Genomic DNA, 21951 nt, shown 5'->3' on the forward strand with positions numbered 1-21951 from the left:
CTTACCCTAATAAACTATCAATAGTCGTCTTGCTTGTACCCGAAAGCTGCTAAATCTGCTTGCTTATCTTTCCAGTTAGGCTGGACTTTAACCCAAAGCTCCAAATAGACTTTGTCTCCTAGCATTCGTTCAATATCTTTTCGAGCCTGAGTCCCGATTTGGCGGAGCATTTTACCGCCTTTTCCGATAATGATGCCCTTTTGACTTTTGCGTTCAACAATTACTGTCGCCTGGACCAAAACTTTTTCATCATCTTCTCGTCTGATTCGTTCAACCACCACTGCAACTGAGTGTGGAACTTCTTCTCGGGTAAATTCCAATACTTTTTCCCGAATTAACTCTCCAGCAATGAACCGCTCAGGGTGGTCAGTAATCTGATCACTTGGATAATACTGTGGTCCTTCTGGTAAATCGGCTATTAACTGTTGAATCAGTTCTGGAACATTATTACCATTCAATGCCGAAATAGGAAAAACATCTTTGTACTCAAGACTATCGCGATAATCATCCATAATTTCAAGTAGATGGTCTGGATGTACTTGATCAATTTTGTTGATAATCAAATAGATCGGTTTCTTAACATCTTTAAGGCGGTTGATAATAAAATCATCACCTCGCCCACGTTTTTGGGTTGCATTAACCATAAACATCACTGCATCCACTTCATTTAAAGTCGATAGAGCAGAATCAACCATAAAGTCCCCTAAACGACTGTGGGGCTTATGGATACCAGGAGTATCAATAAACACAATTTGTGCATCGTCCGTGGTATAAATTCCCTGAATCTTATTCCGGGTGGTTTGTGGTTTGTCGCTCATAATGGCAATTTTATCGCCTACCGCACGATTTAAAAATGTGGATTTACCAACATTAGGACGCCCTACAATAGCAATAAATCCTGAATGAAAATTGTTTTCCAAATTTTTTCCTCCTAAAGTATCTGTATGAGTTTTGGCCCTAAAATTACGATTCCGATAATCGTTGCTAGCCAAGCAGTTAGTAATACTAAACCTGCTGCCATATCTTTAGCTTTTTTGGCTAAGGGATGATAGCGGTCACCTGTTGCCAAATCAACAATATTCTCAATAGTTGAATTTAAAATCTCGGCTCCCAAAACCATGAAAATCACTAATAATAGCCACAAGCCTTCTTGCCATGACAGTCGCAAATAAGTTGTTAGAACTAAAACTACTAAAGCCGACCAACAATGAAAGCGGAAATTTCGTTCTTCTTGGTAAACTGTTACCAGACCCGCCATAGCATGAATCACAGCTTGATAAAAATGACGGTTTTGCCAACGTGAACGTTTTTTTCTATCTTTTAAGGCCATAACCGCTAAGAATCTCCTCTTGCAATCCAAACATTTTCTTTTCGTCTTCCGCCCGCATGTGATCGTAACCATTTAGATGTAAAAAACCATGAACCAAGAGAAAGCCTAGTTCACGATCTTGTGAGTGCCCTAAGTATTCCGCTTGTTCAACGACTTTATCCATTGAAACCATCAAGTCACCTAAACTCTGGGGAATTTCATTTTTTAATTCATCCGGAATAATAATTGGCAATTCATTCGGATCCTCTTCTTCCATTGCAAAACTGATAACATCAGTCGGTTTGTCAACTCCGCGATACTCTTTGTTTATCTGATGAATATGTTCATTATCCATTAGAGTGACCGCTAACTCAATATTATCTGGTAGGTGTAAATAGTCAGCTGCATACCGCAAAATATGATCAGCTAGTTCCATTTGATGAGGAGATACTTGTTTTGTTTCATCATAAATCGTTAATTCCATTTAATTCTCCTTTGTTCCCTGGGCATTTGTGGGGCGAGAATATGCCCGAATGATTTCAGAAACCACAGGATGCCGCACTACATCAGCTGCATCAAAATTAATAAAGGCAATGTGTGGTAACCCTGTTAAAATCCGCTGTGCATCAATTAACCCACTTTGCTTATGTCCCTTAGGCAAGTCAATTTGGGATGGATCACCGTTGACGACCATCTTGGAGCCAAAACCTAAACGTGTTAAAAACATCTTCATTTGGGCCCGTGTTGTATTCTGCGCCTCATCTAAAAGCACAAATGCATTTTCTAAAGTCCGTCCCCGCATATATGCCAAAGGTGCAATTTCGATTGTTCCCCTTTCAATCAAACGTTCCGTATGTTCAACTCCCAAAATAGCATGTAACGCATCATATATTGGACGTAAATATGGATCGACCTTCTCTTTTAGATCACCTGGCAGAAAACCCAACGACTCCCCAGCTTCGACTGCGGGTCGCGTCAGGATCAAACGTTCCACTTGATTTTTCTTTAAGGCCGCCACCGCCATTACAACTGCTAAGTATGTCTTACCAGTCCCTGCCGGCCCAATCCCAAACGTCAAATCGTTACTCTTGATAGCCTGAACATACTGCCGTTGACTATAATTCTTTACCCGAATTGACCGTCGTCTAGCGTCCTTGATTAAAACATCTGTATAAAGGTCTTGAAAGTATTGTAAAGTCCCGCGGTCAGCCATTTTCATTGCTGATACAATGTCAGGACTACTGATGCTGATACCGTTATGTAGCAGTTTCACTAATTCATCGAGTACTCTGCCAGTCTTTTGGACATCTTCTTGGTCACCTGTAATTCTAATCACTTCACCAAAGGGATTGAGAATGACATTATTTCCTTCTTCCAGCAGACGCAAATAATCGTTGTTGATCCCAAATAATACGGCTTGATCATCAATATTATTTAAGCGATATTCAATTTCAAATTGCTTGTCTGTCAAATTGCCGTCTCCTTTGTGCACATTTAGTAAATTATATTATACCATTGCATGTATACTTTAGCATATTATCAGGCACATCGTTTAAAGCTGATAAGCTTTGACAAAGCAATAAACAAAAAAACGTATGTACCCTCGTGGTACACACGTTCTTTAATTCAACTACTAGTCTTATTAGTGTAATAATTCTTTGACAGTTGAGTTAACCAGCTTGCCATCAGCCTTACCCTTAAGTTTCGGCATTACGGCACCCATGACTTTACCAAAATCAGCCTTGGAAGTAGCACCAATTTCTTCAATGGTTGTTTGAACAACTTCCTTAACTTCTTCTGCACTTAATTGTGCTGGCATATACTTTTGAACGATCTTAATCTCGTTCTTAAGCTTTTCTACGGTTTCATCACGTCCAGCTTCTTCGAATTCTTGGAGCGAATCCTTGCGCTGTTTCAACTCATGGGAAAGAACACTAATCTCTTCATCAGCAGAAAGATCATGTCCTAGGTTGATCTCTTCGTTAGCAACCGCAGCTTTCAGCATACGTACTGTGCTCAATGTAGCCTTATCTTTGGCCTTCATTGCAGCAATCATATCTTTTTGTAATGAATCCTTTAAACTCATCACATTAGCCTCCTCTAGAAACTAGAAACGACGCTTGTTCTTACGTTTTCTGGCTGCTTCTGACTTTTTCTTACGCTTTACGCTTGGTTTTTCGTAGAATTCACGTTTGCGGTATTCGCGCAAAGTACCTGTTCTTGAAACGGAACGTTTGAAGCGACGAAGAGCGTCATCAAGAGATTCGTTTTTACGAACGACTGTTTTTGACATTGTGTTTCCCTCCCTCCGAGCTTAAATGTAACCGTTATAAATGCAAAAAATAGCATAAATATCAACAGTTCTTATACATTATAACGAATGCTATATAAGACGTCAATAAACACTTTAGCTAAAATTTACCATTCTCCATTTATCATGATCATTAGCACATTACCCATCATGACTAGGCGATCCAATTACCTAACTCAATTCAAATTCAATAAAGTGTTCTAATAACGTTCTTCCTTTAATTTCTATATTCATGATTACCTCGGGATCTTCCGAAGGAATATATGTTATATCATCAGAATAGAACTGATATAATACCCAGCCTTTTTTATCCTTATAGCTAAGCGAAATCTATCAGTTAAGTTCATCACGAGTCAAATCACCATCCCTATATAGACTCTTCTTAAGATACAACACAGATGTGAATAGATTATTCCCCCACGTATGTGGGGAATACAGTAAACCCCAGCAAACCCCTTGATATCAATGGTTTCTTAAAAGACATTCATACTTTATTCATACTTTGCAAGAAAGACGGCAACAAAAAAATGACCCTCACCAGCTAATTAATAGCCAGTGAGGGTCAGTGTTAATTATCGAGGATTTCTCCTTCTTTAAACTTTTGTTTCCTATTTAAATACGCCCCAGTAGTTAAGCCGTTTGCTACCCTTGGCTTCGCCAGTTGGCAAGTAGCCATACTGACCATTACCGCGTGGCTGTCTGATCCAGACATAGCCACCAGAGTAGCAGTAAGCATCATACTTCACGACCGAGCCACGAGGCAGGGCTGCAATCTTAGTCGATTTGACGGTTGCTCCCCATCTAAGCCAGATCCCCATTGGATCCGTGATGGTAAAACTACCTGTCTCTTTATACCATGTGACACCCAAGTCATCAACCCAGGTGTTTTTTGCCTGAGGGCGTGGCTGTGGGTTTGGCTCTGGGGCTGGTGTCACTTTCCCACTCCCCTTAGCCAAACGCTTCCAGCCTTCGGCATCGGTATTGATGATGTTGCGATCCATATCATCGCCTGTGAACTGCCACATGGTATAGGTGCCCCATGGTGCCGTTTTTACTGGCATGTCAGGCACGGTCCAGGAATGCCAGGTCATACTTGCATACTTGGCCACCCACAGCCCGCAGTCCTTAGCGCAGTTGGCCACTTGTGGGATCACCGACTCAGACACATAGACCAGTGGCCACACGCCTGTCAGGCGGTGGACTTCATCGACAAACCGCCGTGACCAGCTAGAGTCGCCAAAGGCGCCGTTCTGGTATTTTTCCCAGTCCAGCACGAGCACGGCTTCGCCAACCCAGTTCTTGATATTTTTAATGAAAAACTGAGCTTCGGCCACGGGATCCCCACCCCCTGCGTAGTGGTAGGTACCGACTAGCTTGCCTAAGCTTTTAGCTAACTCGTACTGATGATTTGCCTTTGGATTGACATAGGTCGTTCCCTGAGTAGCTTTCACGATCACTACTTGTGCGTGGCTGTCACGGATAATCCGGTCGTCACTGCCACTGTATACGTCCACACCATACATAGTCATACTACTTACCTCCCTTAATTTCATCTTTTACCTGTCTGATCTGGTGTGAGTTATCAGCTAGACCAAACACCCCGAGCATGGTCAGCACAGTGTTGACCAAGTTCATGATGTCAGCTGTGTCGCCGTGGTACTCTAAGCCAAAGATTTTGGCAGTTTGCTGGATCAGGACGATCAACAGAGCCACCAGCGACACGACATTTTGCGAGTTGATTTTTCCATCATCGTCAAAAATATACTTTTTCACCAAGTCGCTCACCTCTTTCTATCAAAGACTTCTTTTTCCAGGTTTTGGACCTTTGTCTTGATCTCCTGGGAGTCAATCAAATGACTTTCTAGGCTCTCACCCAGCGCCTTGACTTCTACCATCCGTGCGTGGCTATCTCGCTCCAAGCCTTCGATGGTTTTTGCCAAGTTCTGGATCGCCATCCTAAGCGGGATCATTGTCCGGTCTAAGGTGCGATTTAAGATCCACCCCATAGCCCCGATGACTGCGCTTAAAATCGTTACCATCCCCACCCATTCATCGATAAAAAGTCCAAAGATTTGATGACGCATATAGTCACCTACTTTCGCTTAATATCTAGGTAGCAGTCGATAGTGATCATCCCGCCATTTAAAAAATCTTGTGGCTCGTCCACATTCAGCTTGCCACCGTTATCTAAATAAATTCTTACCGCGGTTGTTCCGCCTGCATTTTTACGCTCACCAATCGGTGCTAAAAATGATCGGTCCAAGTCAATACTATACGTTGCCCCTCTGAAAGTAACTTCTCCAGGAATAATCGCAATGGGGTGTGTATTGCCGTAAGATGTTGTACCTGTTTGCTTAGGCTGTACGTCACCACTTAGCCACGCTCCACCCTGTGTGACAACAATTTTTAGCGGGTTATCTCCGCTGTGCGCTAGCTTCCAATCACTAGACAGTGGCACGATGATTTCTTTGCGTTCTTCCAAATTCAAGGCTTGCTCTGCCATATCGAAATTTTTGTTTATTTTATCTACGCCAGGCTCGTCGCCTTTGGCGATATCAGTGAATTTAATCATTGATTATATCCCTCCCAAGTATCAATGCTTGCTGTGTTGTTGTCATTGCCAGCAAGCGCCTTTTCAGTGTCGATATTTTCTCCTAAATCAAACGTCAGCGTCTTATATCCATCGATCAAACGCCAGGCGTCAATCTCGAAAACAGGCTTTCCATTAAGAGCTTCGCTCCGTGGTAAGTGGATAACGCAAGTATCCATATCTGGATAATCAACCATGCACTGCACACTCCTATTGTGGTAGCCACCAAAACTGCCCGCTGGACCAGTACCAAACCCGTTTGGCTCCGTCCCAAAGGCATACTCGACATAGCTAACCGCTACTTCAGGCTTCCTATTTTGGTTATGCTTGAGTGTCACGGTAAAGCCCATCGGTACGTATTGCGATACGATACTTTCAATCCGCTCCAAACGCCCATCAACAGTGGGAAAGCTGCCATAGATCTGACTATCCCGCGCCAGGATGACCTCACTGTCTTTCGTGGCGTTGGCTACCACTAACTGAAACTGCTTTTCTAGGTCGGACTGCCGACCTTCCACATCTGACTGGCGCAACAGCAAGTCAGCTTTTACAGTATTAATCGCGTTTTTAAAGTCTTCTTGACCGTTAAGCGCGTAGATGAAAGCCATCGCATTAAAAAGCGCCCACTGAGCTAAAGCTTCGCGGACGTCCTTACCTTTTTTCTTCTCCCGTAGCCACGTGGCTACTTTTTGAGCTGATTTATCGACATCACCGATCGACATCATGGTCTGGAGCTCTTTTATATCCTCGTCCGTGATCGGCGTGTCATCTCTATAAGCCATACTTTACCTCCTCTCATAAATAAAGCTGTTTAAATCTGTCGCTCGGGTCCGTGTTCATATCGACATTGCCTGCGATCCCCTTAACCGCACCTTTGCTAGTGTATTGGTGTAAGTCGTAAGGATGCGACGGCTTCTGGCTCCCTGCCAGAGTCCCGTCGTTGATCCCATAAGATGGAATCCAAATTGCACCAGGACGAGCAACGTTAAGGCTAAAGGTGTCATACAAGTGATTGGCGATATAGAGCACGATCTGGCTATCAGGGATCCCCAGCGAGTTCAATTTATTCATATAAGCTTCCACACCACCGCGCATAGCACTGGCACTTCCGCTCATCTCGATACTTTCAATATCCAAGGCATAAAAAACGGGTTGCTGCTTACCAGCCACAACCCTTTGCACCCGATCATAAAAGTCCTGAGCTTCGACCTGGGCGTCAGCAGTCGACACCGCGCGAAAGTAAGCATATACAGCATAGCGTCCGCCGGCATTGATCACTCCCTGGATATTTTCCATATACTTCAGATCCTGATGGCTTGACCCATCTTGAACTCGAATAATGCTGAGCGTGGTATCATCTGCAATTACCGCCGGCCAATCAATCGACCCTTGCCACTCAGACACGTCAATAATTTTGCCGATGTGGGTTGGCCGTGGGTTCGTTTGATTTTTCAGCGCTTCGACCTGCTTTTGCAAGTCGGCGATGATCTTTTTTACTTCTTCACTCTCTGCATCTAAGTCAGCAAAGTGGTGCTCAAAGTCGATGATACTTTGCCGGTCGGTTTGACTGGCTAAGATCTCTTTTTTGGCTTGTAAAGTCAGTTCTTCCTGGCTCAGCATTCGGTCGCCAATGGTCAAAGTTGACCGTGTGACATCAACGATGTCGATCGTCTGCCCAACTGCGCGCAGATATTCGTCCACGCCCATGACGGGGTTTATCACACGATAGTAAGTGCCACACTCGAAGTCATCAACAGTTTTGTCGATCAAAGCCAGGTCGATTGCTTCGACTTGGTACTGAACTGTGGCTGTCTTTTGACTAGCCAAAAACTCCCGCCCTTTACGGATCAGGTTGTTTGCGTCGGTCACATCATCCCAGGTCTGTACCCCTGACTGGATACCAAACTCACGAATTTTAGCTTCATCACGGAGCCATTTATTACCACCGTTGACACTAGCAATCGTCAGGCGTGGCTGACTGGCGTCTGTCCCAGCGTTTTCTTGGCTCTGGGTTTGCTGAGTTTTTCCTAGCGGTTTTAAGACTGTGATGATCTCGCTAGCGTCCACCGATTGCTTTAGACTGCGGATGTTTCGTGTGAGTGCGATAGTCTGCTTACCATACTTCACTGGTGCCTTTACATAGTCGAGATAAAGGTCGTCCCCACGTCGTGTCAGCTGAAGTTCGCCACCCATCCGCTTGATCAGTTTATCTGTGATCGTGTCAAAGGTACTCGTTTCTTCAGCTGTATACCGATAGATCGAGTTGTTTGGATCCGTCACTGTGACAGTCCCGACCGTAAATCGTTTATACGGCTCAACCTGGCTGTTATGGACATCAATCAGGCGCTTAAAAAAATCAGCGGGGCTGATGTTTTGCCATTTACCGTAGTTCTGATAGCTATCGTGCAAATAAGCCAGTTCGCCTTCACAAGTAACATCTTTGGTCAGCTTCCCGTTCGTGTCCATGGAGCTGTCAACTTTCAGCACCCGCCCACGAAAGAGCACTGTGCCATCTTTGGTAACTTCGACCATTGAAGTAAAGGGATGACAGCTGTCGTAAGCGGGGTTTTCAGGCGTGCATGTAAACTCAAACTTTTCGATTGAGTTTACTGCTTTCGTGATCTTGGCTTCAGTCAGCTTGACCGTGTCGACGTACGCACTGTGGATGACAATCGGCTGACCGTCTAGCTGTCGTAAAGTCACTTGGTACATCTTAGATCAGCTCCTTATAAAAGATAAAATCAATCCGCCCTGACCCCCACACGGTGACAGCATTTTTGCCTTTAAAAAGCGGGATCCCTTTACTTTTACCTGCTGGCACAGTAAAGATTTTTCCGCCGATCGAGATCGTCATCGGGGCGGTGCAATCCACGACAATGTCAGCTGTGGACGCTCCCACATTATAGAGTGAGAGAGTGACCATACCGTCGACTTGGTAGGTGACATCCTGTGCGATATCGAAGTCAAAGTCGAAAGTGTCCCAGTCGTCATCACCCTCGGGTATAGACGAGATCCTAAAAGGATAGCACGTCCACTCAACCGTGAGCGTGCCCCAATGTAGCATTTCATCGTATTCTGGTGGCTTTTGCACCTCAGCCAAGTAGTAGTAGCGGTGCATGACATCGTCAAAGAGTGGCGTTTTTGTCGCTGGATCCATAAGCCAGTTGACGACCTGCGTCCATAGACGATAGAGCCCTTCCTTATCATACTGATCGGCTTGCAAGTGAAATTTTTGCGTATACTTGCGCTCTTTATACACCTGGTCGCCGTAGATCGTAGAAAGATCAAGCTGGTGGTTAGCAAATGGCAAGTCGACTAAAACTTTATTTTTTTCAGGCATCTCTACCTTTTTATTTTCAAGGGCGATTAAGCCAAACTCACTGGAGTGATGACCATTGAAAAATACCCCATACTTAGAATCGAACATCTGTAGCCAACCCCCTCTCTACTGCGGACTGTCGCCGAGCGGACTCGGCTGACTGATAAAGTGCGTTTTCCCGATTGAAACTCGACCCGTCAACCACAGCGGTGGTTTGGATCGGACGTTGACCAAGGCGGTCGACTGCGTCAATTAAAATTTGCTGGTACTCCAGCATTTTCTTGTTGTCATCTGCCACTGTGGACGTGATATCTAGCTTAGACATCAGTGCCTTACTGGATAAATCCACACTGGACGTCACGTCCAGCTGGTCGCTGATGTCCTGACCCATGTTGAGCACGTTCGACTTCACGTCTGCAAAGCCTGTGATTAACCCGGCATTCAGCCCTTGCATAATCGCCTTACCAGCTGGGATCAGTAAGCGTCTGTCGTAGCTGATAGGTCCTTTGTGGTCCTTGATCCACTTAGCGATGCCAGAGATAAAGTGTTTCCCGGCATTCCAGGCCGACTGCAATCCACCTAAGAAACCTTTAATAATAGCACTACCTGCACTGGCTAGGTTGATGTTTCTCAGCGAGTTAAATGTGGATTTAATCCCACCGATAAAGCCTTTTACACTGCCAGCTACTGCACCTACACCACTACCAAAGGCGTTAAATGTCGCTTTGGCGCCATTGATTGCGCCTTTGATGACGTTGGCCACCACAGTGATGACGGCTTTCAGCCCGTTCCAGGCACCACTGACGATACCTTTCATGATACCTGCGGCAACGCCTAGAGCGCCAAAAACAGTCTTAACTCCGCCGATTATGCTGATGATGAAATTGCCAGCGATTGAAATTGCAGCCTGAATAGCATTCCAAGCTGTCGTAACAACTCTTTGCATTACACCACCGACTGCCGACAATCCACTAAAAGCACCGATCACAGTCCCGACCACTTGTGCCACGAAGTTAATCACGGGCGAAAGAGCTGAGAAAGCCATGACGATCAGCTGGATAATCGGTGTTAAAAATTGGATAACCACGCTTAAAGCGTCAAACGCAAATTTCACAGCGGCAAGTGCACCAGCAAAAAATCCGCCTAAAAATGATCCTAGCGCTTGAAACACCGGCATTAATGCCGCACTCAGCACTGAGATTAGTGGCTGTGCGGCGTTCCACAGCGATACAAACGAGTTGACCACTCCGTCGATAGCTGGGCCGACGATACTCATCATGATTGAAAATCCAGACTGGATAGCTGGGATGATCGAGCTAATCAGCGTCTGAATGCCACTAAAATCCATCCGAGCAATGCCACTGACGATCGCGTCAATGACCGGTGTAATGGCGCTAACGATCGAACTGAAAAAGCCAGGGATCTGACCAAAGGCTGTTTGCAAACCAGTGATAACTGGCTGGACAGCCGTTACAATCCCTTGAAATTTCGCTGTTAGCCCTGAAAAATCAATATCCACTCCGAGCCCTGAAAAAAGCGATTGAAAGCCAGACGCAATTTGCGGACCTGCTGCAGCTAAAAACGTCGTAATTGCACTAGGCAATCCGGATAAAATATTCCCCACCATTGGCAAAAAATTACCAAAGAAAAAGGTCGACGTGGTTTCTGCTAAGGCATTAAGCGACGGCTCAATGTCTTTGCCAAGTGCTAGGTTACCCAGCACATCTTGAAAAGCCGCTTTCATTGCGTTCATCGAGCCACTAAGCGTGGTCGACGCTTCCTTTGCGGTCGTCCCAGTGATACCCAGGCTCTCTTGCACAGCGTGGATGGCTTTTACGGTGTCCGCAAAGTCCCCAACGGTATAGTGCTCGCCGGTTAGCTTCTCAGCGTCTGCCATCAATCGTTCCATTTCAGACTTAGTCCCGCCATAGCCTAGCTTCAAGTTGTCCAGCATAGCGTAGTTGCCACGTGCCAGAGATTGGTACGTTTGCTGGATCAAGTCCATGTCCGTACCCATTTTGTTGGCATTGTCAGACATGTCAACCATGGCTGTGTTTGCTAAGTCGGCCGCCTTTTTGGTGTTACCACCCAATGAAGATACCAATGACGCCGCAAACGAGGTCACATTTTCCATGTAGGCATTAGCAGATACCCCTGAGGTCTTATAGGCCTGTGCAGCGTATTGCTTAACCCGATTTGCACTACCTTTAAATAAAGTTTCAACCCCGCCGAGGGATTGCTGCAAAGCAGACCCTTCAGAGATCGACGCAGCGAAGAACTTACCGATCTGAGCGGCTGCAATCGCGGCACTTACTGCCGCAACCATCCTGCCCCCTAAGCTCATACCAGCGCCTGCCCCTGCGGACGCGGCTTCTGGTTCGATTTGGTTTTTAATCATGCCACTAATGCCCCGTGCGGACGGCATGATTTGTACATACGCTTGACCGAGCTCAGTCGCCATAAGCCTCACCTCCTAAAATGGCTTCCTTTGCAGTTTCAAAGTCCTCGCCAGTTTCAAACGCGACATTTTCTTTCTTAGCAGTTACCTTCATCAGACTATCGACGATATACGGTGGCTGATTACGTCCACGCTGCCCATCTTTGGTCTTGAACCAGATCAAAGTGGACAGTCTGTCCGCAATCCCTGCCAGTAGCATGGTGTCGAATCCCAGCGGATTATCACTGAGTGCCATCTTGACGCGGGATGTTTCCCGTAGTCCATACACAAAAACAGCCACCCTACGAGCGGGTAGCTGTTTGTAGTCGTAGATGTGATAGGTTTCTGCCAAGTCGCAAATCATTGCGTCCTCATCGCGTTTGATAATGCTGGCGAGAAAAATTATTTTTTTACCTGAGCTTTAAAGATGTCTTCAACTTCTCGGGTCATCTTGCTTACTGGGATATGCCCTTGCTTATCGCGGACGTGGTTTTTGAGCTTGATGGTTTGCTTTGGCCCCAGGATCCGCTTTAAGACCTTAGGGAAAAGCAACGGATTTTCATCGAGCTCGCCCAAAAGTTCCACGGTTTCGTAGTCGTCTAGTGTAGCTTCATCGATTTCATAGAAAAAGCCTGTTTTTGTCTTACCTTTAATCATCGATTAAGCCCCCTTTTTGATGTATTCATAGTGCGTGTTACCGTCACTATCTGGCATGGCTTGCATGGTGATTTCATAACCGACTGGGTCGCCGTCTGAATAAGTGATGTCCCCGATTTCAGACACTTTGGCTACTGGTAAAACTACACGCTTCAGCACGCCACCGTTGAGGATAGTTTCTACTACGATCGAGTGAGATGGTAACTCTTTGGAGTTAGCCTTGATGACGATCCCATCTTCAAGGGTACCAGTGACATTGTCAGCCCCGTACACTTCCTTTAAAACATCCACATTCAGGGCTTCAATCAGCGTATAGCTGAAAGTATCTTCCTTTTCGGTTTGCGTAGTTAAAACGGTGTCCCCACCCCACGCCTTCACGCTGTCAGAGTCTGGACTGTTAGTATTGGACAAGCCATCGTCTGAGATATACCCCAGAGCTTTAAAAGCTTCATTTAAGGGTGTGACTGCGTCTTTTGGTAGCTCTGTCCCGAGCGGAGCGGAGTAAACCGCACCGCCGACTTTAGGCTTTGCTGCCGTGACATTTTTTACATCTGCCATAGATAAATACCTCCTAATAGTACTTGATGTCGTAAACCGCTTGATAGCGGTATTCTTTCGTTGTTGTGTCCGTGAAATTGTAGTCGGAGTTAAGCTCCACGCTGATGATTTCAGGGAGGATAACCATTCCTTCGACTACATTTTTCAGGATTTCATTAAGCTCGGCCGCCTGATACAGCGAGGGAGCGTAACTCTGAAAAGCGAAAGTCGCTGTCTGCAAATGGTTCCGCTTGCCTCCGCCCGTTTTTTCATACAGCACGAACTTGTCAGGCATATTCGCCTGACGTTCTAAAAAAGACGGCACATCTAAGTGGCCGTCTAAGTATTTTTTAATAGTTAGCTCAATCACCTAATGCACCGCCTTTAATAGTGTGTTATTTTTCTTGTTTTCGATCTTAGCTTTTTTAGTCGCTGCGTAAACCATGGCGTTAGCCCGGTTGGCACCGACGTAGATGTCTTGCTTATACCCACTGCCACACCGTGCCTGGATAGCGGACGCTTTGCCCGTCAGGATCGCTTGCATGGCTGAACTCCGCATCAACTCACGGACGCCCGCCTGATTGAGTTTGAATTTAAAGTTATTCATACTGCTCCACCATCACTTTCGTATTCCATGCCAGTGGGATTAAGTCATCAATGCCCTTAGTCGGGTAACCAAAAACGCGCCAGCGCTGACCAAAAAAGCGGACTTCCTTGTCTTTCCAGTCGTGCGAATCGCCTTTCGGGATCGCCAGAGTGTAGACCGCCTTTTTACCGGTCAAATTAAGCTGGGTTGTCACATCGTCTGATGTGGACGGAGTCACCAGTACATTATCCACGGAGATTTCTTCCGTGCGATAAATTGGCGCGCCAAAGGCGTCTTTACCGTCTGGAATGTGATCGATTAGCGTGACGGTGATACCTTTAATCATGCTCATAAAAGTCCACCACCCCATACCGCTGGCGTTTTAAACCTAGGCGCTTGAGTTCGCTATCCTTGATGAAAAGCCCACCCCCAGGCACCAAGAAAGAGCCAGTATAAGAGTACCCGAGAGCACTCTCTGTGACCTGCGTCATTGGCTCCTGATCCGTGGACGTCATCAAGGTGCGAGCGACCACATCGACTGTCACGGACTTGGCCACCGACGCCAGACTCACACTTTCAGCGATCATCTGATCTAAGTCTTTGCCGACCTTTTCAGCTTCCACACGGAGAGAGTCAGATACTACCGCTAGTAAATCGGTCGCCCGCTCTTCTTCGGACGGCTTTAAAGGTCGCCACAGCTTCGCTAAATCGTCAACCGTCGCAAAGTCTGCCATGGTATCACCTCCTAGAGTAGATCTAGTAGCTCTTGCTTTTTAGCTTTGGCTGGGTAGTCAATTCCCAGCTTGTCGAGCTCAGCCTTGATGTCAGCCACGCTCTTAGCTGTCCAGTCAATGGCATCGACTGGCACCCAGTCACCATAAATGATGCAATCAGTGATGATGATAGCGCCAGTTTTTTTGTCCTGATATCTCATCACTTAGCACCCCTTTTAGGCTTGAACTTCCACACGTGCAAAGGCATCAGTGTCTAAGATACCCCAGCCGATAAATGCTTCGGCACGCAAGCAAACTTCATTGAATGCCTTAAGGTCGCGACCTACTCCGTCTGGGTCCCCGTATTCGATAACTTCGAGAGGGATGTTACCTGCGTAGCCCCACTTAAAGGCATTTTGGAAATCGCCAACGATTGCATGGTCAGTCTTGGCTGTGCCACCCTTAACAGTAAGGTTGCGGTTAATGCCCAAGTTCATGCCGTAAAAATTATCAGGGGTTTGGCCAAACTTAAATTCTGGGTAAAGTGGTGTCTTGTTAGTATTTTCGTCCCCAACCTTCATAGCTGCCAAAGCTTGACCGCCTTCTGGGGATAAAGCTAAGCCGTTTACTACGCCACCCTTGGCAGTTACCATCCGGATTGCTGTTTCGATATTTTCGTCAATCTTTGCAGCATCATACTTTTCGGCATTGCCAGTAATTTGGCCGTCAAAAGAGTTAGTAGCCTTGAAAGAGGCGTCAGTCAACGACTTTGGTTCTAAGCCGTGTAATGCTGCAATGTCAAAGGCTTCGGCGATCTTCTTGGCAAACCCATCACTGAAGGCTTGCAAGTATTGAATTTGCTTTTCTTCAGTAGCGAGTTTAAATTCATCAGATACACGAGCTTGGTAAACGAATTTCAACGGCTTGATAACCTTAGATGTGAGTGTTGCCTTCCCGGCTGACTTTTGTTCGCCTTCGCCAACGATTTGCGCGTTACCTTCTAAGTTAAAAACAAATTGCTCAGTGCCATTAAATGGAATTGGTGTTTGACCTGATAACTTAGCTAAGACGGACGTGCCTTGTACCTTGTTAAAAAGTTCAGTGACTAATTCTGGTGTAAAAAGCGTACCTGCTTGTAATGCGTTATTTGCCATAATATTTATTCTCCTTTATTTAATCCTTCTAGCATGTCACGGTAGGCTGCTTGTGTCCCCGTGACTGGTTTTTCTTCAACAGATTTCAATGGTGCGACTGGTTCCTTTGGTGCTAAGTACCCGGCCAATCGCTCAGCGTCTGCTTTAAGCTCTTCTTCATTGTCGCCAGCCAAACGGTCAGCCAAATCAAACGGCAAACCACTCTGTAAGGCAATTTTTGTCCGCAACTGGGATTGTTCATACCCCTTAACCTTACCTTGTAAGTCTGCGATTGTTTGGTCTTTACCTTTGGCTTCTTCCAACGCTGATTTGCTTTCAGCTAGACGCGCGTTAAGTTCCTCATTTTGAGTTTTGAGTTGGTCGTAGTCAGTCAGCTTTGCCTCATACTTTTCTTTTTGGCGATTAAGCCGATCCTTGATGATTGCATCCAACTCTTCTTGTGTTTCGATTGCTTTAAATGGCATCTAAAAAACATCCTTTCTCCGCATTTCCCGTGCGTTCGGTAATTTAATATATAATTTTTTGCTTGTGCTTAGGCTTGCTATTAAAGCATGCCCAGTGTGCCAGTAAGGCACTGTCCATAAGACTGATATCCATATCATCAAACTGGGAGCGATACCCAAAGCCACCGTTTGACCCGATTGCCCGCTTATCGCAGTTAGTCACGACCTTAGTCAGTGATGGCTGGTCATTGTGGCAAAGTGTTTGCTGGTAAATCGCCTGGCTCCATAGGGAGTTAGCAACGATGATCTCGCGGACGGTCGGGAGAATCGGCCGTTTGAGCCTGTAATCTTTCATCTCGTCCGCCAGGATTTTTTGCCCATTAGCGCCGTCAATGACGACCTTGGCCACGTCAGCTTGCCTGATAAAGTCGATAATCCAGGAATTGCCATTGCGAACGGGCTGGCAGTCCAGCGTTTCGATAAAGATACGCTCGTCAGCAGTCCTGACAGCCACACTCATAGCCACATTGGTATTATCGTTGCCGTACTTAATGCCCACATAAAGAGGCCCAGCGAACTGTGGCAGTTCCTGGACCTTTAAGGCTGACCATTCACCTTCCGTGATGGCTGATTTCTGATTGTACTTTGGCCAATACCCCAGACGCTGGATATTGTGGTCTAGCTTATCTTTCCCAAGCTCGGCTTTTATCTTCCGCTCAGTCAAGTGGTAGCCGAGAGATGGATTTGAGTTATACCAAGCGTCCACATCGTGGATTTCTTTTTGCTCAGTAACCGACCACTCTGCCCAGCCAAAGTACTCAGGGTGATTAGTCAGCACATCATCACGGTAGTCGGTAAAGACTGTCCCGCTGGAGGTTGGTGTGGGTGGTGTCCCACACATGATGGTTTGCGGATTGTCTGAGTCCGTGACAGTGTACTTTAAGGCTGCTTCCTGGTCGGTGGTGTACTCTTGCGCTTCATCGATAATCATCAGGTCAAAGCCTTCACCCAGCCCGCCAGATGATGTTCGCGTGCGAAACTGGATAACGCCACCCGATTTAAAAAGCTCAATCCGTTCTTGGCCCTTCGCCTTAATCGAATTGAAATCATCGCCGTTTTTGTAGCCTGATTTTTCTAAGTATCGCTTCACTTTTTCAAAGGACGAATGTGACGTCGAGATCAGGTGCGCTGTGTGGAGGACATTTAAGCCCTGCTCCAACGCCCAGATTTCTTTCATATAGATGACTTCGGTTTTTCCGTTCCGCCGTGGTATAGCGTAGCCAAATTTTTGGTGTACCCACAAACCGTCATCATCCACAGCCATGATCGGATCCAGTAAGTTTTTCTGCCATTCATAGCAAGAAAGACCGGACCGTTCATAGTACGCCACCGCTTCGTCGCTCAGCGTTTTTTGATATGGAATTATTACCGATTGAGTCGGAGTTTGTCTGCCAATTCTTTTTTGATTAGCCATACTTTGCTCCTTTCAATCTTTTAAAAGATTAGTGAATCAATCGCATCACCTCCTTAAATTAGGGTATAAAAATAGCACTGGCCAATTTTTATGGCTAGTGCTGTTGACTATCTTCTAACTCTATTATCTTTTATAGGTAACTGTTTATAGTCCCCATGGATCTTGAATGCTCGCGGAGAATATAAGTAAGCTTCTCCACTTTCATCAATTACACCAATGCAATCTATTCTCGGATCATAACTAGTTGCAATGTACGTTTTTCCTTTGTCAAAAGCTAAACAAGTTTCACCAAGAAAAGTAACTTCCAGTGTTTTCATTTATTTCACCATTCTTTTAGTTTAAACTCTATTTTTCCAACATTTTCGCATTGATACCAATGGACCTCAAATTCACCTATATCATTACCTTCTAAATCTTGTAAAAATGCCCAACCCTTTACTTTTTGCCAGTTTCTTTTAATGCTTCCGGGGTTCTCTCTTACCAAACGAGCTATATCTCTTATTGGTGCTCTAACACCTTTGCCAGCAATCACCTCAACGTTTGTGATCGTTGATCCCGGTCTGATCTTATATGTTTCTTCTAGGTCTAACGGATTTCTTTTCACACCATAATACTTTTTGACATAAACATCCCGAGCTTTGGCACTCAGAGACTTAGGCAGTTGAATATCTTCAAGTGGTAAAGTATCGCGACGTTTCTCCTCTTTTAGAATATCATGGATCGATGTTTTTCGCCATTGTTTGCTCCACACATCCTGCCGTGCTTTCTTTTTTTCTGGATAGTACTCCGTCACACACCGACAGTTTTCATGCCGATGAAAGACTTCATTTGGTGTCCCTTTTGGATAATCGTAAGTTCCTTCCAAACCACGGCACCAGTCACACGCTTTACCTTTAACCTGGCGCTTAATGACTGCCTTCATACCGGCGTCACTGTGAAACTTTGCATTTTTCTTGATAGCTTCATCCACAACTGACTGCGTGAAATTAACCATCGGATCGCCTAAGACCCACTGCACGTCCGTAAAATCATCGGCACTGCTCAGCTTATTGACAAACCCCTTTACCCGGTCCTGGTCAAAGTCAGGACGCTGGGCCCGCAGTTTCAATCCTACCTGACGATTAAGTCTAGCCTGCACGCCCTCTGTATAATCAGAGACGAGAGAGTAATTATTTTTCAATGTTTCGTTAAGCACCCGGTCGGCAATGTTGAAATACATCTTACCATCAGGCAAAGTCTCTGCTGTGATGTGGACGTTAAGCACCTTAGATAGTATCTCTCCGACCTCCACAGCGTAGGCGTGGGCGTCTTTATAAGTTGCTTGGCCGTCTTCCAGCAATTTTAAAAGCGCCTGGATCTTTTTGGAGTCCACGCGCTGTTTTTCAAAGTCTTTTTTGATTGCCTCTAAAAGCTCAGGTACGATATCAGTCATGCTTACCACCTAGCCCTGTGTAGTCGCGGACCATGCTTTCATCAACCAACCCTGGCACGGCTTGATTGAGCTTGATTGCTGCGTCCCCGATTAATCCTAAGGCACTGGCATCAGCTTCAAACAGTGGTTCCCACTTTGGCACGGTGTCCATAAAGCGGGTCCGCTCATACTGAAAGCCGTCACGCAAGCAAGCTGACACATAAGCCACATTTAAGAGCCCAGAGCCAATGCTGCGCTGGGCTTTTTTACCTGCCAGGCGCAATCCTTCGTGGCTTGCCTTGATGGCTTCCACGCTGGACGGATTGTCCGACACGAAACCGAGGTCGTCTAAGGTAAGCCCCATCTCGCCTGCGAAGCCAGCAGCAGCTGTCCGCAGTTGCTCCGTAAATGGCGACATGCTAGGCGTGGTAAACTGCCCGAGGACTGGCTTGTCGCCGTCATCGTCCTTAGTAAACTGGAGCATGCTTGAAATCGTTGCCCGCCAGCTGTCCATTGGTTCGGCATCCTGGGAGAGCCCAACCACGTACTTTTGCGGGAATGAGTAAAACTCGGCTGTGATGTCAGCCCGCTCCATCGTCCGCTTAGCATATTTTTGATAGTACATCGCTGAGCGTGTAATGCGTGACCGTCCAAATGGTCGGACGGCATCGGGTCTATGGATGACTGGCACCAACAGCGGACGTCCGGTCGGGTTGCTGATACTGTACGAATCGCCACGCTTCGGGTAGTAAACGGTTTGATCTGGTAAAAAGTATGCTTCCAGATCAGGATTGCCGTAGTCGTCACGCGATAAAACGGCGTAGCCCTCAGTCAGTAAGCCTGTGATCGGGTCGATCACACCCGTGGCGTTGCTGGCTTCGATTACCTGGAGACGAGGGAGTCCTGTTTCATCGGCCGAGATATAGACGAAACAGCATGACGCAATCAGGGCCGACAACACCGTACTGTCAAAAAAGATGTCCGGGTTGTTAGCATGAAAAATTTCATTTACTTCGAAATCATCATGCTCAAACTCGCGAAAAACAAGGCGATCTGCCAGGGCATCCACACCCTTAGCACACCAGCCTAAAACTGCCGTATAGCGTAAGCGGATTGACGGCGGGATGGTTATCCCGACATCAGGCTCTCTGTGCTGCATGGCGTAGTGCTTATAGCGCAGATTAACGCGCTGACGCTTGCTAGCCAGCTTGCTTTTAAGATAATCCATACCTTTATACGCCATTTTATCAACTCCTTTCAATTGGCGCGCGAAAAAATGTGCAGTGACGGCGTGAAGGACGGGGCAAAGCCCCGGGGGGTGGGTACCCCCCTCCCTTTTTCGACCGATCAACCGCGATAATTTTTCCACGAAATTGTCTGTGGCAAATTCCTATTCCCGATAATCTCTGGCTTGCCACTGTTTTTATCATTTTTATTGTTAAATAGTTTGTCTGACTTCTGGCGATTGCACTGCCAGTGAGCCAGCTGTAGGTTGTCTATCGCTGATGGATGACCACCTTTGCTGATTGGAATTATGTGATCAATGACTGGACTCAATGGATCTGGTGGCTTGAGTTTCTTGTCGACTGGCTTGCCACAGATACCACAGAGAGTAGCAGTCATTAGTATTCTTTTCTTGTTCTTATCGAAAGCAGTACGATGCTTCCCGACCCTATCCGCCCGGCGCATTGAATCACCTCCCCGGGGGTATTTAATTGTTTTTAATCATATACAGACGCTCATACTTCGATGTCTGTTGTCCACGACCCAAAGTGCCGTGGGCCTTTTTAAACTCGAAAGCAATTTCAAAACGTGGGTCTGTAATCACATAGCTTGAAACAATTACAATATTTTTCTTTGCCATCTCCACACACCAATCGTAAAACGACTGATGATCGAACTTAAAATTGTATAAGTTCTTTGTATTCTCATACGGTGGGTCAAGATAAAAAATAGCATTCTCTACATTTGAGAATGCTTTGTAATCGTGATTGGTAACTTCCAGTTGTTGCAGACGTTCCAGTTGTTGCAGACGTTCCAGTTGTTCTAATCTGGTGGCCGTCTTGTATGTTTCTGTTCGTTTATAACCACCAAAAACGTCATGCTCTTTTATAATTCTAGTCGCAAGATTATATTTTTCATCAGACCATTTTTCGCCATATAAATAACTCCTTGAGGTGTTGCCAAAGGAATTGATCAACAATTTCAGTCTGTCATCTACCGTTTCGTTTTTCTTATCGCGGATGATAAAAAAATCATCTCGAGAAACAATTAATGTTTTGAGCCACTCGCGGTCTTGCGAAACAACTCGCATAAACATTTCTGTGATATTGCTGTCTAAGTCATTGTAATGTACTGGAATTCCATTCAATAACAGCTCTGCAGTAATTGCACCACCGCCACCAAAAACATCATAAACTGGTAAGCCAGTCCCAAAGTTTTGTTTAATTATTTCTACAATTTTTTTAGATATTTTTTTCTTGCTTCCTATATAAGGGAGCCCAATTGGTTTCCCTTTCCTGATCTTTTTTTCATCCAATTTCAAAAAATGACTCATAAAATCTCCTCAATAAAAAAGCCTACCCGTTGCCGTGGGTAGGCATGTATATGATTAGCTGGAGGCTTAATTTTATGAGCAAGCCAACTCAGTGTACATCATGGTACACACACTATCTTAAAGAATGATCTGAGTAGAAAGATCTTACCAATCTTTCTACACTACCAATATAACTTATTTCTCTGCACGAAATCTGCACAAATTCTGCACGGATTTATAATTGACTTAATCGTTCCTCAATCATCGCTTTTAATTCTAACAGATCATTTTTGCTGGCAAGCTCTCTGACGTATTTTTTAGCATAGGAACGATATTGGTACAGACGTTTCTTTTCCTTGTTTTTGTCGTCCCATTTTTTGTTAGCTTTCTTTTTTGCATCACTTAATTTGGTCGTCATCTTTTAGTACATCCTTTAACTCTTGATTGCGTTTTTTAACTTTCTTATATCGCGCT

At 45.6% G+C, this 21951-nt stretch carries 30 protein-coding genes; all 30 read right to left on the bottom strand.

What is annotated here, in order from left to right; genetic code table 11:
* Window positions 1–17: 17 nt before the first annotated feature.
* The 30 genes from era to G541_RS0105525 all read right to left on the bottom strand — a co-directional run bounded on the left by era (window position 18) and on the right by G541_RS0105525 (window position 21895).
* The gene (gene era / locus G541_RS0105375; protein ID WP_027826761.1) at window positions 18–920 is read right to left on the bottom strand and encodes a GTPase Era; all 903 of its coding nucleotides are present in this window, start codon (window positions 918–920) and stop codon (window positions 18–20) included.
* A gap of 11 nt (window positions 921–931) precedes the next feature.
* Window positions 932–1330 carry a diacylglycerol kinase family protein gene (locus G541_RS0105380; protein WP_027826762.1) on the bottom strand — a complete coding sequence of 133 codons (399 nt, stop codon included), beginning with the start codon at window positions 1328–1330 and terminating at the stop codon, window positions 932–934.
* Entirely contained in the window at window positions 1314–1793 is a 480-nt protein-coding gene (ybeY, locus tag G541_RS0105385) for an rRNA maturation RNase YbeY (protein ID WP_009554588.1), read from the bottom strand. Before ybeY ends, G541_RS0105380 begins: the two co-directional genes overlap by 17 nt.
* Window positions 1794–2780, bottom strand: a complete 987-nt coding sequence (locus G541_RS0105390) for a PhoH family protein (protein WP_009554590.1) — start codon at window positions 2778–2780, stop codon at window positions 1794–1796.
* Window positions 2781–2951: 171 nt separating this feature from the next.
* Window positions 2952–3395, bottom strand: a complete 444-nt coding sequence (locus G541_RS0105395; protein WP_027826763.1) for a GatB/YqeY domain-containing protein — start codon at window positions 3393–3395, stop codon at window positions 2952–2954.
* A 21-nt stretch (window positions 3396–3416) separates the two neighbouring features.
* On the bottom strand, window positions 3417–3602 hold the full coding sequence (gene rpsU, locus G541_RS0105400) for a 30S ribosomal protein S21 (protein WP_009554594.1): 186 nt from the start codon (window positions 3600–3602) through the stop codon (window positions 3417–3419).
* Between the two features lie 626 nt (window positions 3603–4228).
* On the bottom strand, window positions 4229–5149 hold the full coding sequence (locus G541_RS0105405) for a GH25 family lysozyme (RefSeq protein ID WP_027826764.1): 921 nt from the start codon (window positions 5147–5149) through the stop codon (window positions 4229–4231).
* Window position 5150: 1 nt separating this feature from the next.
* The gene (locus tag G541_RS09415; protein WP_155824504.1) at window positions 5151–5393 is read right to left on the bottom strand and encodes a phage holin; all 243 of its coding nucleotides are present in this window, start codon (window positions 5391–5393) and stop codon (window positions 5151–5153) included.
* Window positions 5394–5401: 8 nt separating this feature from the next.
* Window positions 5402–5704, bottom strand: a complete 303-nt coding sequence (locus G541_RS0105415; RefSeq protein ID WP_027826765.1) for a hypothetical protein — start codon at window positions 5702–5704, stop codon at window positions 5402–5404.
* Window positions 5705–5712: 8 nt separating this feature from the next.
* A complete protein-coding gene (locus tag G541_RS0105420; protein ID WP_027826766.1) occupies window positions 5713–6192 on the bottom strand; it encodes a hypothetical protein in 480 nt (159 codons plus the stop codon).
* The gene (locus G541_RS0105425) at window positions 6189–6992 is read right to left on the bottom strand and encodes a hypothetical protein (protein ID WP_027826767.1); all 804 of its coding nucleotides are present in this window, start codon (window positions 6990–6992) and stop codon (window positions 6189–6191) included. Before G541_RS0105425 ends, G541_RS0105420 begins: the two co-directional genes overlap by 4 nt.
* A gap of 13 nt (window positions 6993–7005) precedes the next feature.
* A complete protein-coding gene (locus G541_RS10625; protein WP_081654787.1) occupies window positions 7006–8922 on the bottom strand; it encodes a phage tail spike protein in 1917 nt (638 codons plus the stop codon).
* A gap of 1 nt (window position 8923) precedes the next feature.
* Complete coding sequence (locus G541_RS0105435; RefSeq protein WP_027826768.1) at window positions 8924–9637, bottom strand: hypothetical protein; 714 nt, start codon at window positions 9635–9637, stop codon at window positions 8924–8926.
* Window positions 9624–11990, bottom strand: coding sequence for a phage tail protein (locus G541_RS0105440; protein ID WP_027826769.1), 2367 nt, complete (start codon window positions 11988–11990; stop codon window positions 9624–9626). Before G541_RS0105440 ends, G541_RS0105435 begins: the two co-directional genes overlap by 14 nt.
* On the bottom strand, window positions 11980–12354 hold the full coding sequence (locus G541_RS0105445; protein WP_027826770.1) for a DUF5361 domain-containing protein: 375 nt from the start codon (window positions 12352–12354) through the stop codon (window positions 11980–11982). The genes G541_RS0105440 and G541_RS0105445 overlap by 11 nt, the downstream gene beginning before the upstream one ends.
* A gap of 14 nt (window positions 12355–12368) precedes the next feature.
* Window positions 12369–12623 (bottom strand): hypothetical protein, encoded by a 255-nt coding sequence (locus tag G541_RS0105450; protein WP_027826771.1) that lies wholly within the window; start codon window positions 12621–12623, stop codon window positions 12369–12371.
* A gap of 3 nt (window positions 12624–12626) precedes the next feature.
* Window positions 12627–13181 carry a phage tail tube protein gene (locus G541_RS0105455; protein ID WP_027826772.1) on the bottom strand — a complete coding sequence of 185 codons (555 nt, stop codon included), beginning with the start codon at window positions 13179–13181 and terminating at the stop codon, window positions 12627–12629.
* Window positions 13182–13194: 13 nt separating this feature from the next.
* The gene (locus G541_RS0105460) at window positions 13195–13530 is read right to left on the bottom strand and encodes a hypothetical protein (RefSeq protein WP_027826773.1); all 336 of its coding nucleotides are present in this window, start codon (window positions 13528–13530) and stop codon (window positions 13195–13197) included.
* The gene (locus tag G541_RS0105465; protein WP_027826774.1) at window positions 13531–13767 is read right to left on the bottom strand and encodes a hypothetical protein; all 237 of its coding nucleotides are present in this window, start codon (window positions 13765–13767) and stop codon (window positions 13531–13533) included.
* The gene (locus G541_RS0105470; protein WP_027826775.1) at window positions 13760–14098 is read right to left on the bottom strand and encodes a hypothetical protein; all 339 of its coding nucleotides are present in this window, start codon (window positions 14096–14098) and stop codon (window positions 13760–13762) included. Before G541_RS0105470 ends, G541_RS0105465 begins: the two co-directional genes overlap by 8 nt.
* Window positions 14085–14480, bottom strand: a complete 396-nt coding sequence (locus G541_RS0105475; RefSeq protein WP_027826776.1) for a phage Gp19/Gp15/Gp42 family protein — start codon at window positions 14478–14480, stop codon at window positions 14085–14087. Before G541_RS0105475 ends, G541_RS0105470 begins: the two co-directional genes overlap by 14 nt.
* 11 nt (window positions 14481–14491) lie before the next feature.
* On the bottom strand, window positions 14492–14680 hold the full coding sequence (locus G541_RS0105480) for a HeH/LEM domain-containing protein (protein WP_027826777.1): 189 nt from the start codon (window positions 14678–14680) through the stop codon (window positions 14492–14494).
* Window positions 14681–14695: 15 nt separating this feature from the next.
* Window positions 14696–15613 carry a phage major capsid protein gene (locus G541_RS0105485; protein WP_027826778.1) on the bottom strand — a complete coding sequence of 306 codons (918 nt, stop codon included), beginning with the start codon at window positions 15611–15613 and terminating at the stop codon, window positions 14696–14698.
* 5 nt (window positions 15614–15618) lie between these two features.
* Window positions 15619–16077 (bottom strand): capsid assembly scaffolding protein Gp46 family protein, encoded by a 459-nt coding sequence (locus tag G541_RS0105490; RefSeq protein ID WP_027826779.1) that lies wholly within the window; start codon window positions 16075–16077, stop codon window positions 15619–15621.
* Window positions 16078–16120: 43 nt separating this feature from the next.
* The gene (locus G541_RS0105495) at window positions 16121–17530 is read right to left on the bottom strand and encodes a terminase (protein ID WP_027826780.1); all 1410 of its coding nucleotides are present in this window, start codon (window positions 17528–17530) and stop codon (window positions 16121–16123) included.
* Window positions 17531–17852: 322 nt separating this feature from the next.
* Window positions 17853–18962, bottom strand: a complete 1110-nt coding sequence (locus tag G541_RS10565; protein WP_202805142.1) for a hypothetical protein — start codon at window positions 18960–18962, stop codon at window positions 17853–17855.
* The gene (locus tag G541_RS0105510) at window positions 18955–20184 is read right to left on the bottom strand and encodes a phage portal protein (RefSeq protein WP_027826782.1); all 1230 of its coding nucleotides are present in this window, start codon (window positions 20182–20184) and stop codon (window positions 18955–18957) included. The genes G541_RS10565 and G541_RS0105510 overlap by 8 nt, the downstream gene beginning before the upstream one ends.
* A gap of 104 nt (window positions 20185–20288) precedes the next feature.
* Window positions 20289–20630 carry an HNH endonuclease gene (locus G541_RS0105515; protein WP_027826783.1) on the bottom strand — a complete coding sequence of 114 codons (342 nt, stop codon included), beginning with the start codon at window positions 20628–20630 and terminating at the stop codon, window positions 20289–20291.
* A gap of 22 nt (window positions 20631–20652) precedes the next feature.
* Complete coding sequence (locus tag G541_RS0105520) at window positions 20653–21498, bottom strand: DNA adenine methylase (protein ID WP_027826784.1); 846 nt, start codon at window positions 21496–21498, stop codon at window positions 20653–20655.
* 214 nt (window positions 21499–21712) lie between these two features.
* Window positions 21713–21895, bottom strand: coding sequence for a hypothetical protein (locus G541_RS0105525; RefSeq protein WP_027826062.1), 183 nt, complete (start codon window positions 21893–21895; stop codon window positions 21713–21715).
* Window positions 21896–21951 lie beyond the last annotated feature (56 nt).

The sequence above is a fragment of the Ligilactobacillus saerimneri DSM 16049 genome, from assembly GCF_000423265.1.
GTDB classification, from domain to species: domain Bacteria; phylum Bacillota; class Bacilli; order Lactobacillales; family Lactobacillaceae; genus Ligilactobacillus; species Ligilactobacillus saerimneri.

Coding starts and splice junctions, on each gene's coding strand:
- G541_RS10625 (WP_081654787.1), bottom strand. CDS start 8,922: ATGTACCAAGTGACTTTACGACAGCTAGACGGTCAGCCGATTGTCATC.
- G541_RS0105510 (WP_027826782.1), bottom strand. CDS start 20,184: ATGGCGTATAAAGGTATGGATTATCTTAAAAGCAAGCTGGCTAGCAAG.
- G541_RS0105470 (WP_027826775.1), bottom strand. CDS start 14,098: ATGAGCATGATTAAAGGTATCACCGTCACGCTAATCGATCACATTCCA.
- G541_RS0105485 (WP_027826778.1), bottom strand. CDS start 15,613: ATGGCAAATAACGCATTACAAGCAGGTACGCTTTTTACACCAGAATTA.
- G541_RS0105520 (WP_027826784.1), bottom strand. CDS start 21,498: ATGAGTCATTTTTTGAAATTGGATGAAAAAAAGATCAGGAAAGGGAAA.
- G541_RS0105465 (WP_027826774.1), bottom strand. CDS start 13,767: ATGAATAACTTTAAATTCAAACTCAATCAGGCGGGCGTCCGTGAGTTG.
- G541_RS0105495 (WP_027826780.1), bottom strand. CDS start 17,530: ATGGCTAATCAAAAAAGAATTGGCAGACAAACTCCGACTCAATCGGTA.
- G541_RS0105435 (WP_027826768.1), bottom strand. CDS start 9,637: ATGTTCGATTCTAAGTATGGGGTATTTTTCAATGGTCATCACTCCAGT.
- G541_RS10565 (WP_202805142.1), bottom strand. CDS start 18,962: ATGACTGATATCGTACCTGAGCTTTTAGAGGCAATCAAAAAAGACTTT.
- rpsU (WP_009554594.1), bottom strand. CDS start 3,602: ATGTCAAAAACAGTCGTTCGTAAAAACGAATCTCTTGATGACGCTCTT.
- G541_RS0105475 (WP_027826776.1), bottom strand. CDS start 14,480: ATGGCAGACTTTGCGACGGTTGACGATTTAGCGAAGCTGTGGCGACCT.
- G541_RS0105395 (WP_027826763.1), bottom strand. CDS start 3,395: ATGAGTTTAAAGGATTCATTACAAAAAGATATGATTGCTGCAATGAAG.
- G541_RS0105515 (WP_027826783.1), bottom strand. CDS start 20,630: ATGCGCCGGGCGGATAGGGTCGGGAAGCATCGTACTGCTTTCGATAAG.
- G541_RS0105490 (WP_027826779.1), bottom strand. CDS start 16,077: ATGCCATTTAAAGCAATCGAAACACAAGAAGAGTTGGATGCAATCATC.
- G541_RS0105380 (WP_027826762.1), bottom strand. CDS start 1,330: ATGGCCTTAAAAGATAGAAAAAAACGTTCACGTTGGCAAAACCGTCAT.
- G541_RS0105415 (WP_027826765.1), bottom strand. CDS start 5,704: ATGCGTCATCAAATCTTTGGACTTTTTATCGATGAATGGGTGGGGATG.
- G541_RS0105480 (WP_027826777.1), bottom strand. CDS start 14,680: ATGAGATATCAGGACAAAAAAACTGGCGCTATCATCATCACTGATTGC.
- G541_RS0105450 (WP_027826771.1), bottom strand. CDS start 12,623: ATGATTAAAGGTAAGACAAAAACAGGCTTTTTCTATGAAATCGATGAA.
- G541_RS0105525 (WP_027826062.1), bottom strand. CDS start 21,895: ATGACGACCAAATTAAGTGATGCAAAAAAGAAAGCTAACAAAAAATGG.
- ybeY (WP_009554588.1), bottom strand. CDS start 1,793: ATGGAATTAACGATTTATGATGAAACAAAACAAGTATCTCCTCATCAA.
- G541_RS0105420 (WP_027826766.1), bottom strand. CDS start 6,192: ATGATTAAATTCACTGATATCGCCAAAGGCGACGAGCCTGGCGTAGAT.
- G541_RS0105440 (WP_027826769.1), bottom strand. CDS start 11,990: ATGGCGACTGAGCTCGGTCAAGCGTATGTACAAATCATGCCGTCCGCA.
- G541_RS0105425 (WP_027826767.1), bottom strand. CDS start 6,992: ATGGCTTATAGAGATGACACGCCGATCACGGACGAGGATATAAAAGAG.
- G541_RS0105405 (WP_027826764.1), bottom strand. CDS start 5,149: ATGACTATGTATGGTGTGGACGTATACAGTGGCAGTGACGACCGGATT.
- G541_RS0105455 (WP_027826772.1), bottom strand. CDS start 13,181: ATGGCAGATGTAAAAAATGTCACGGCAGCAAAGCCTAAAGTCGGCGGT.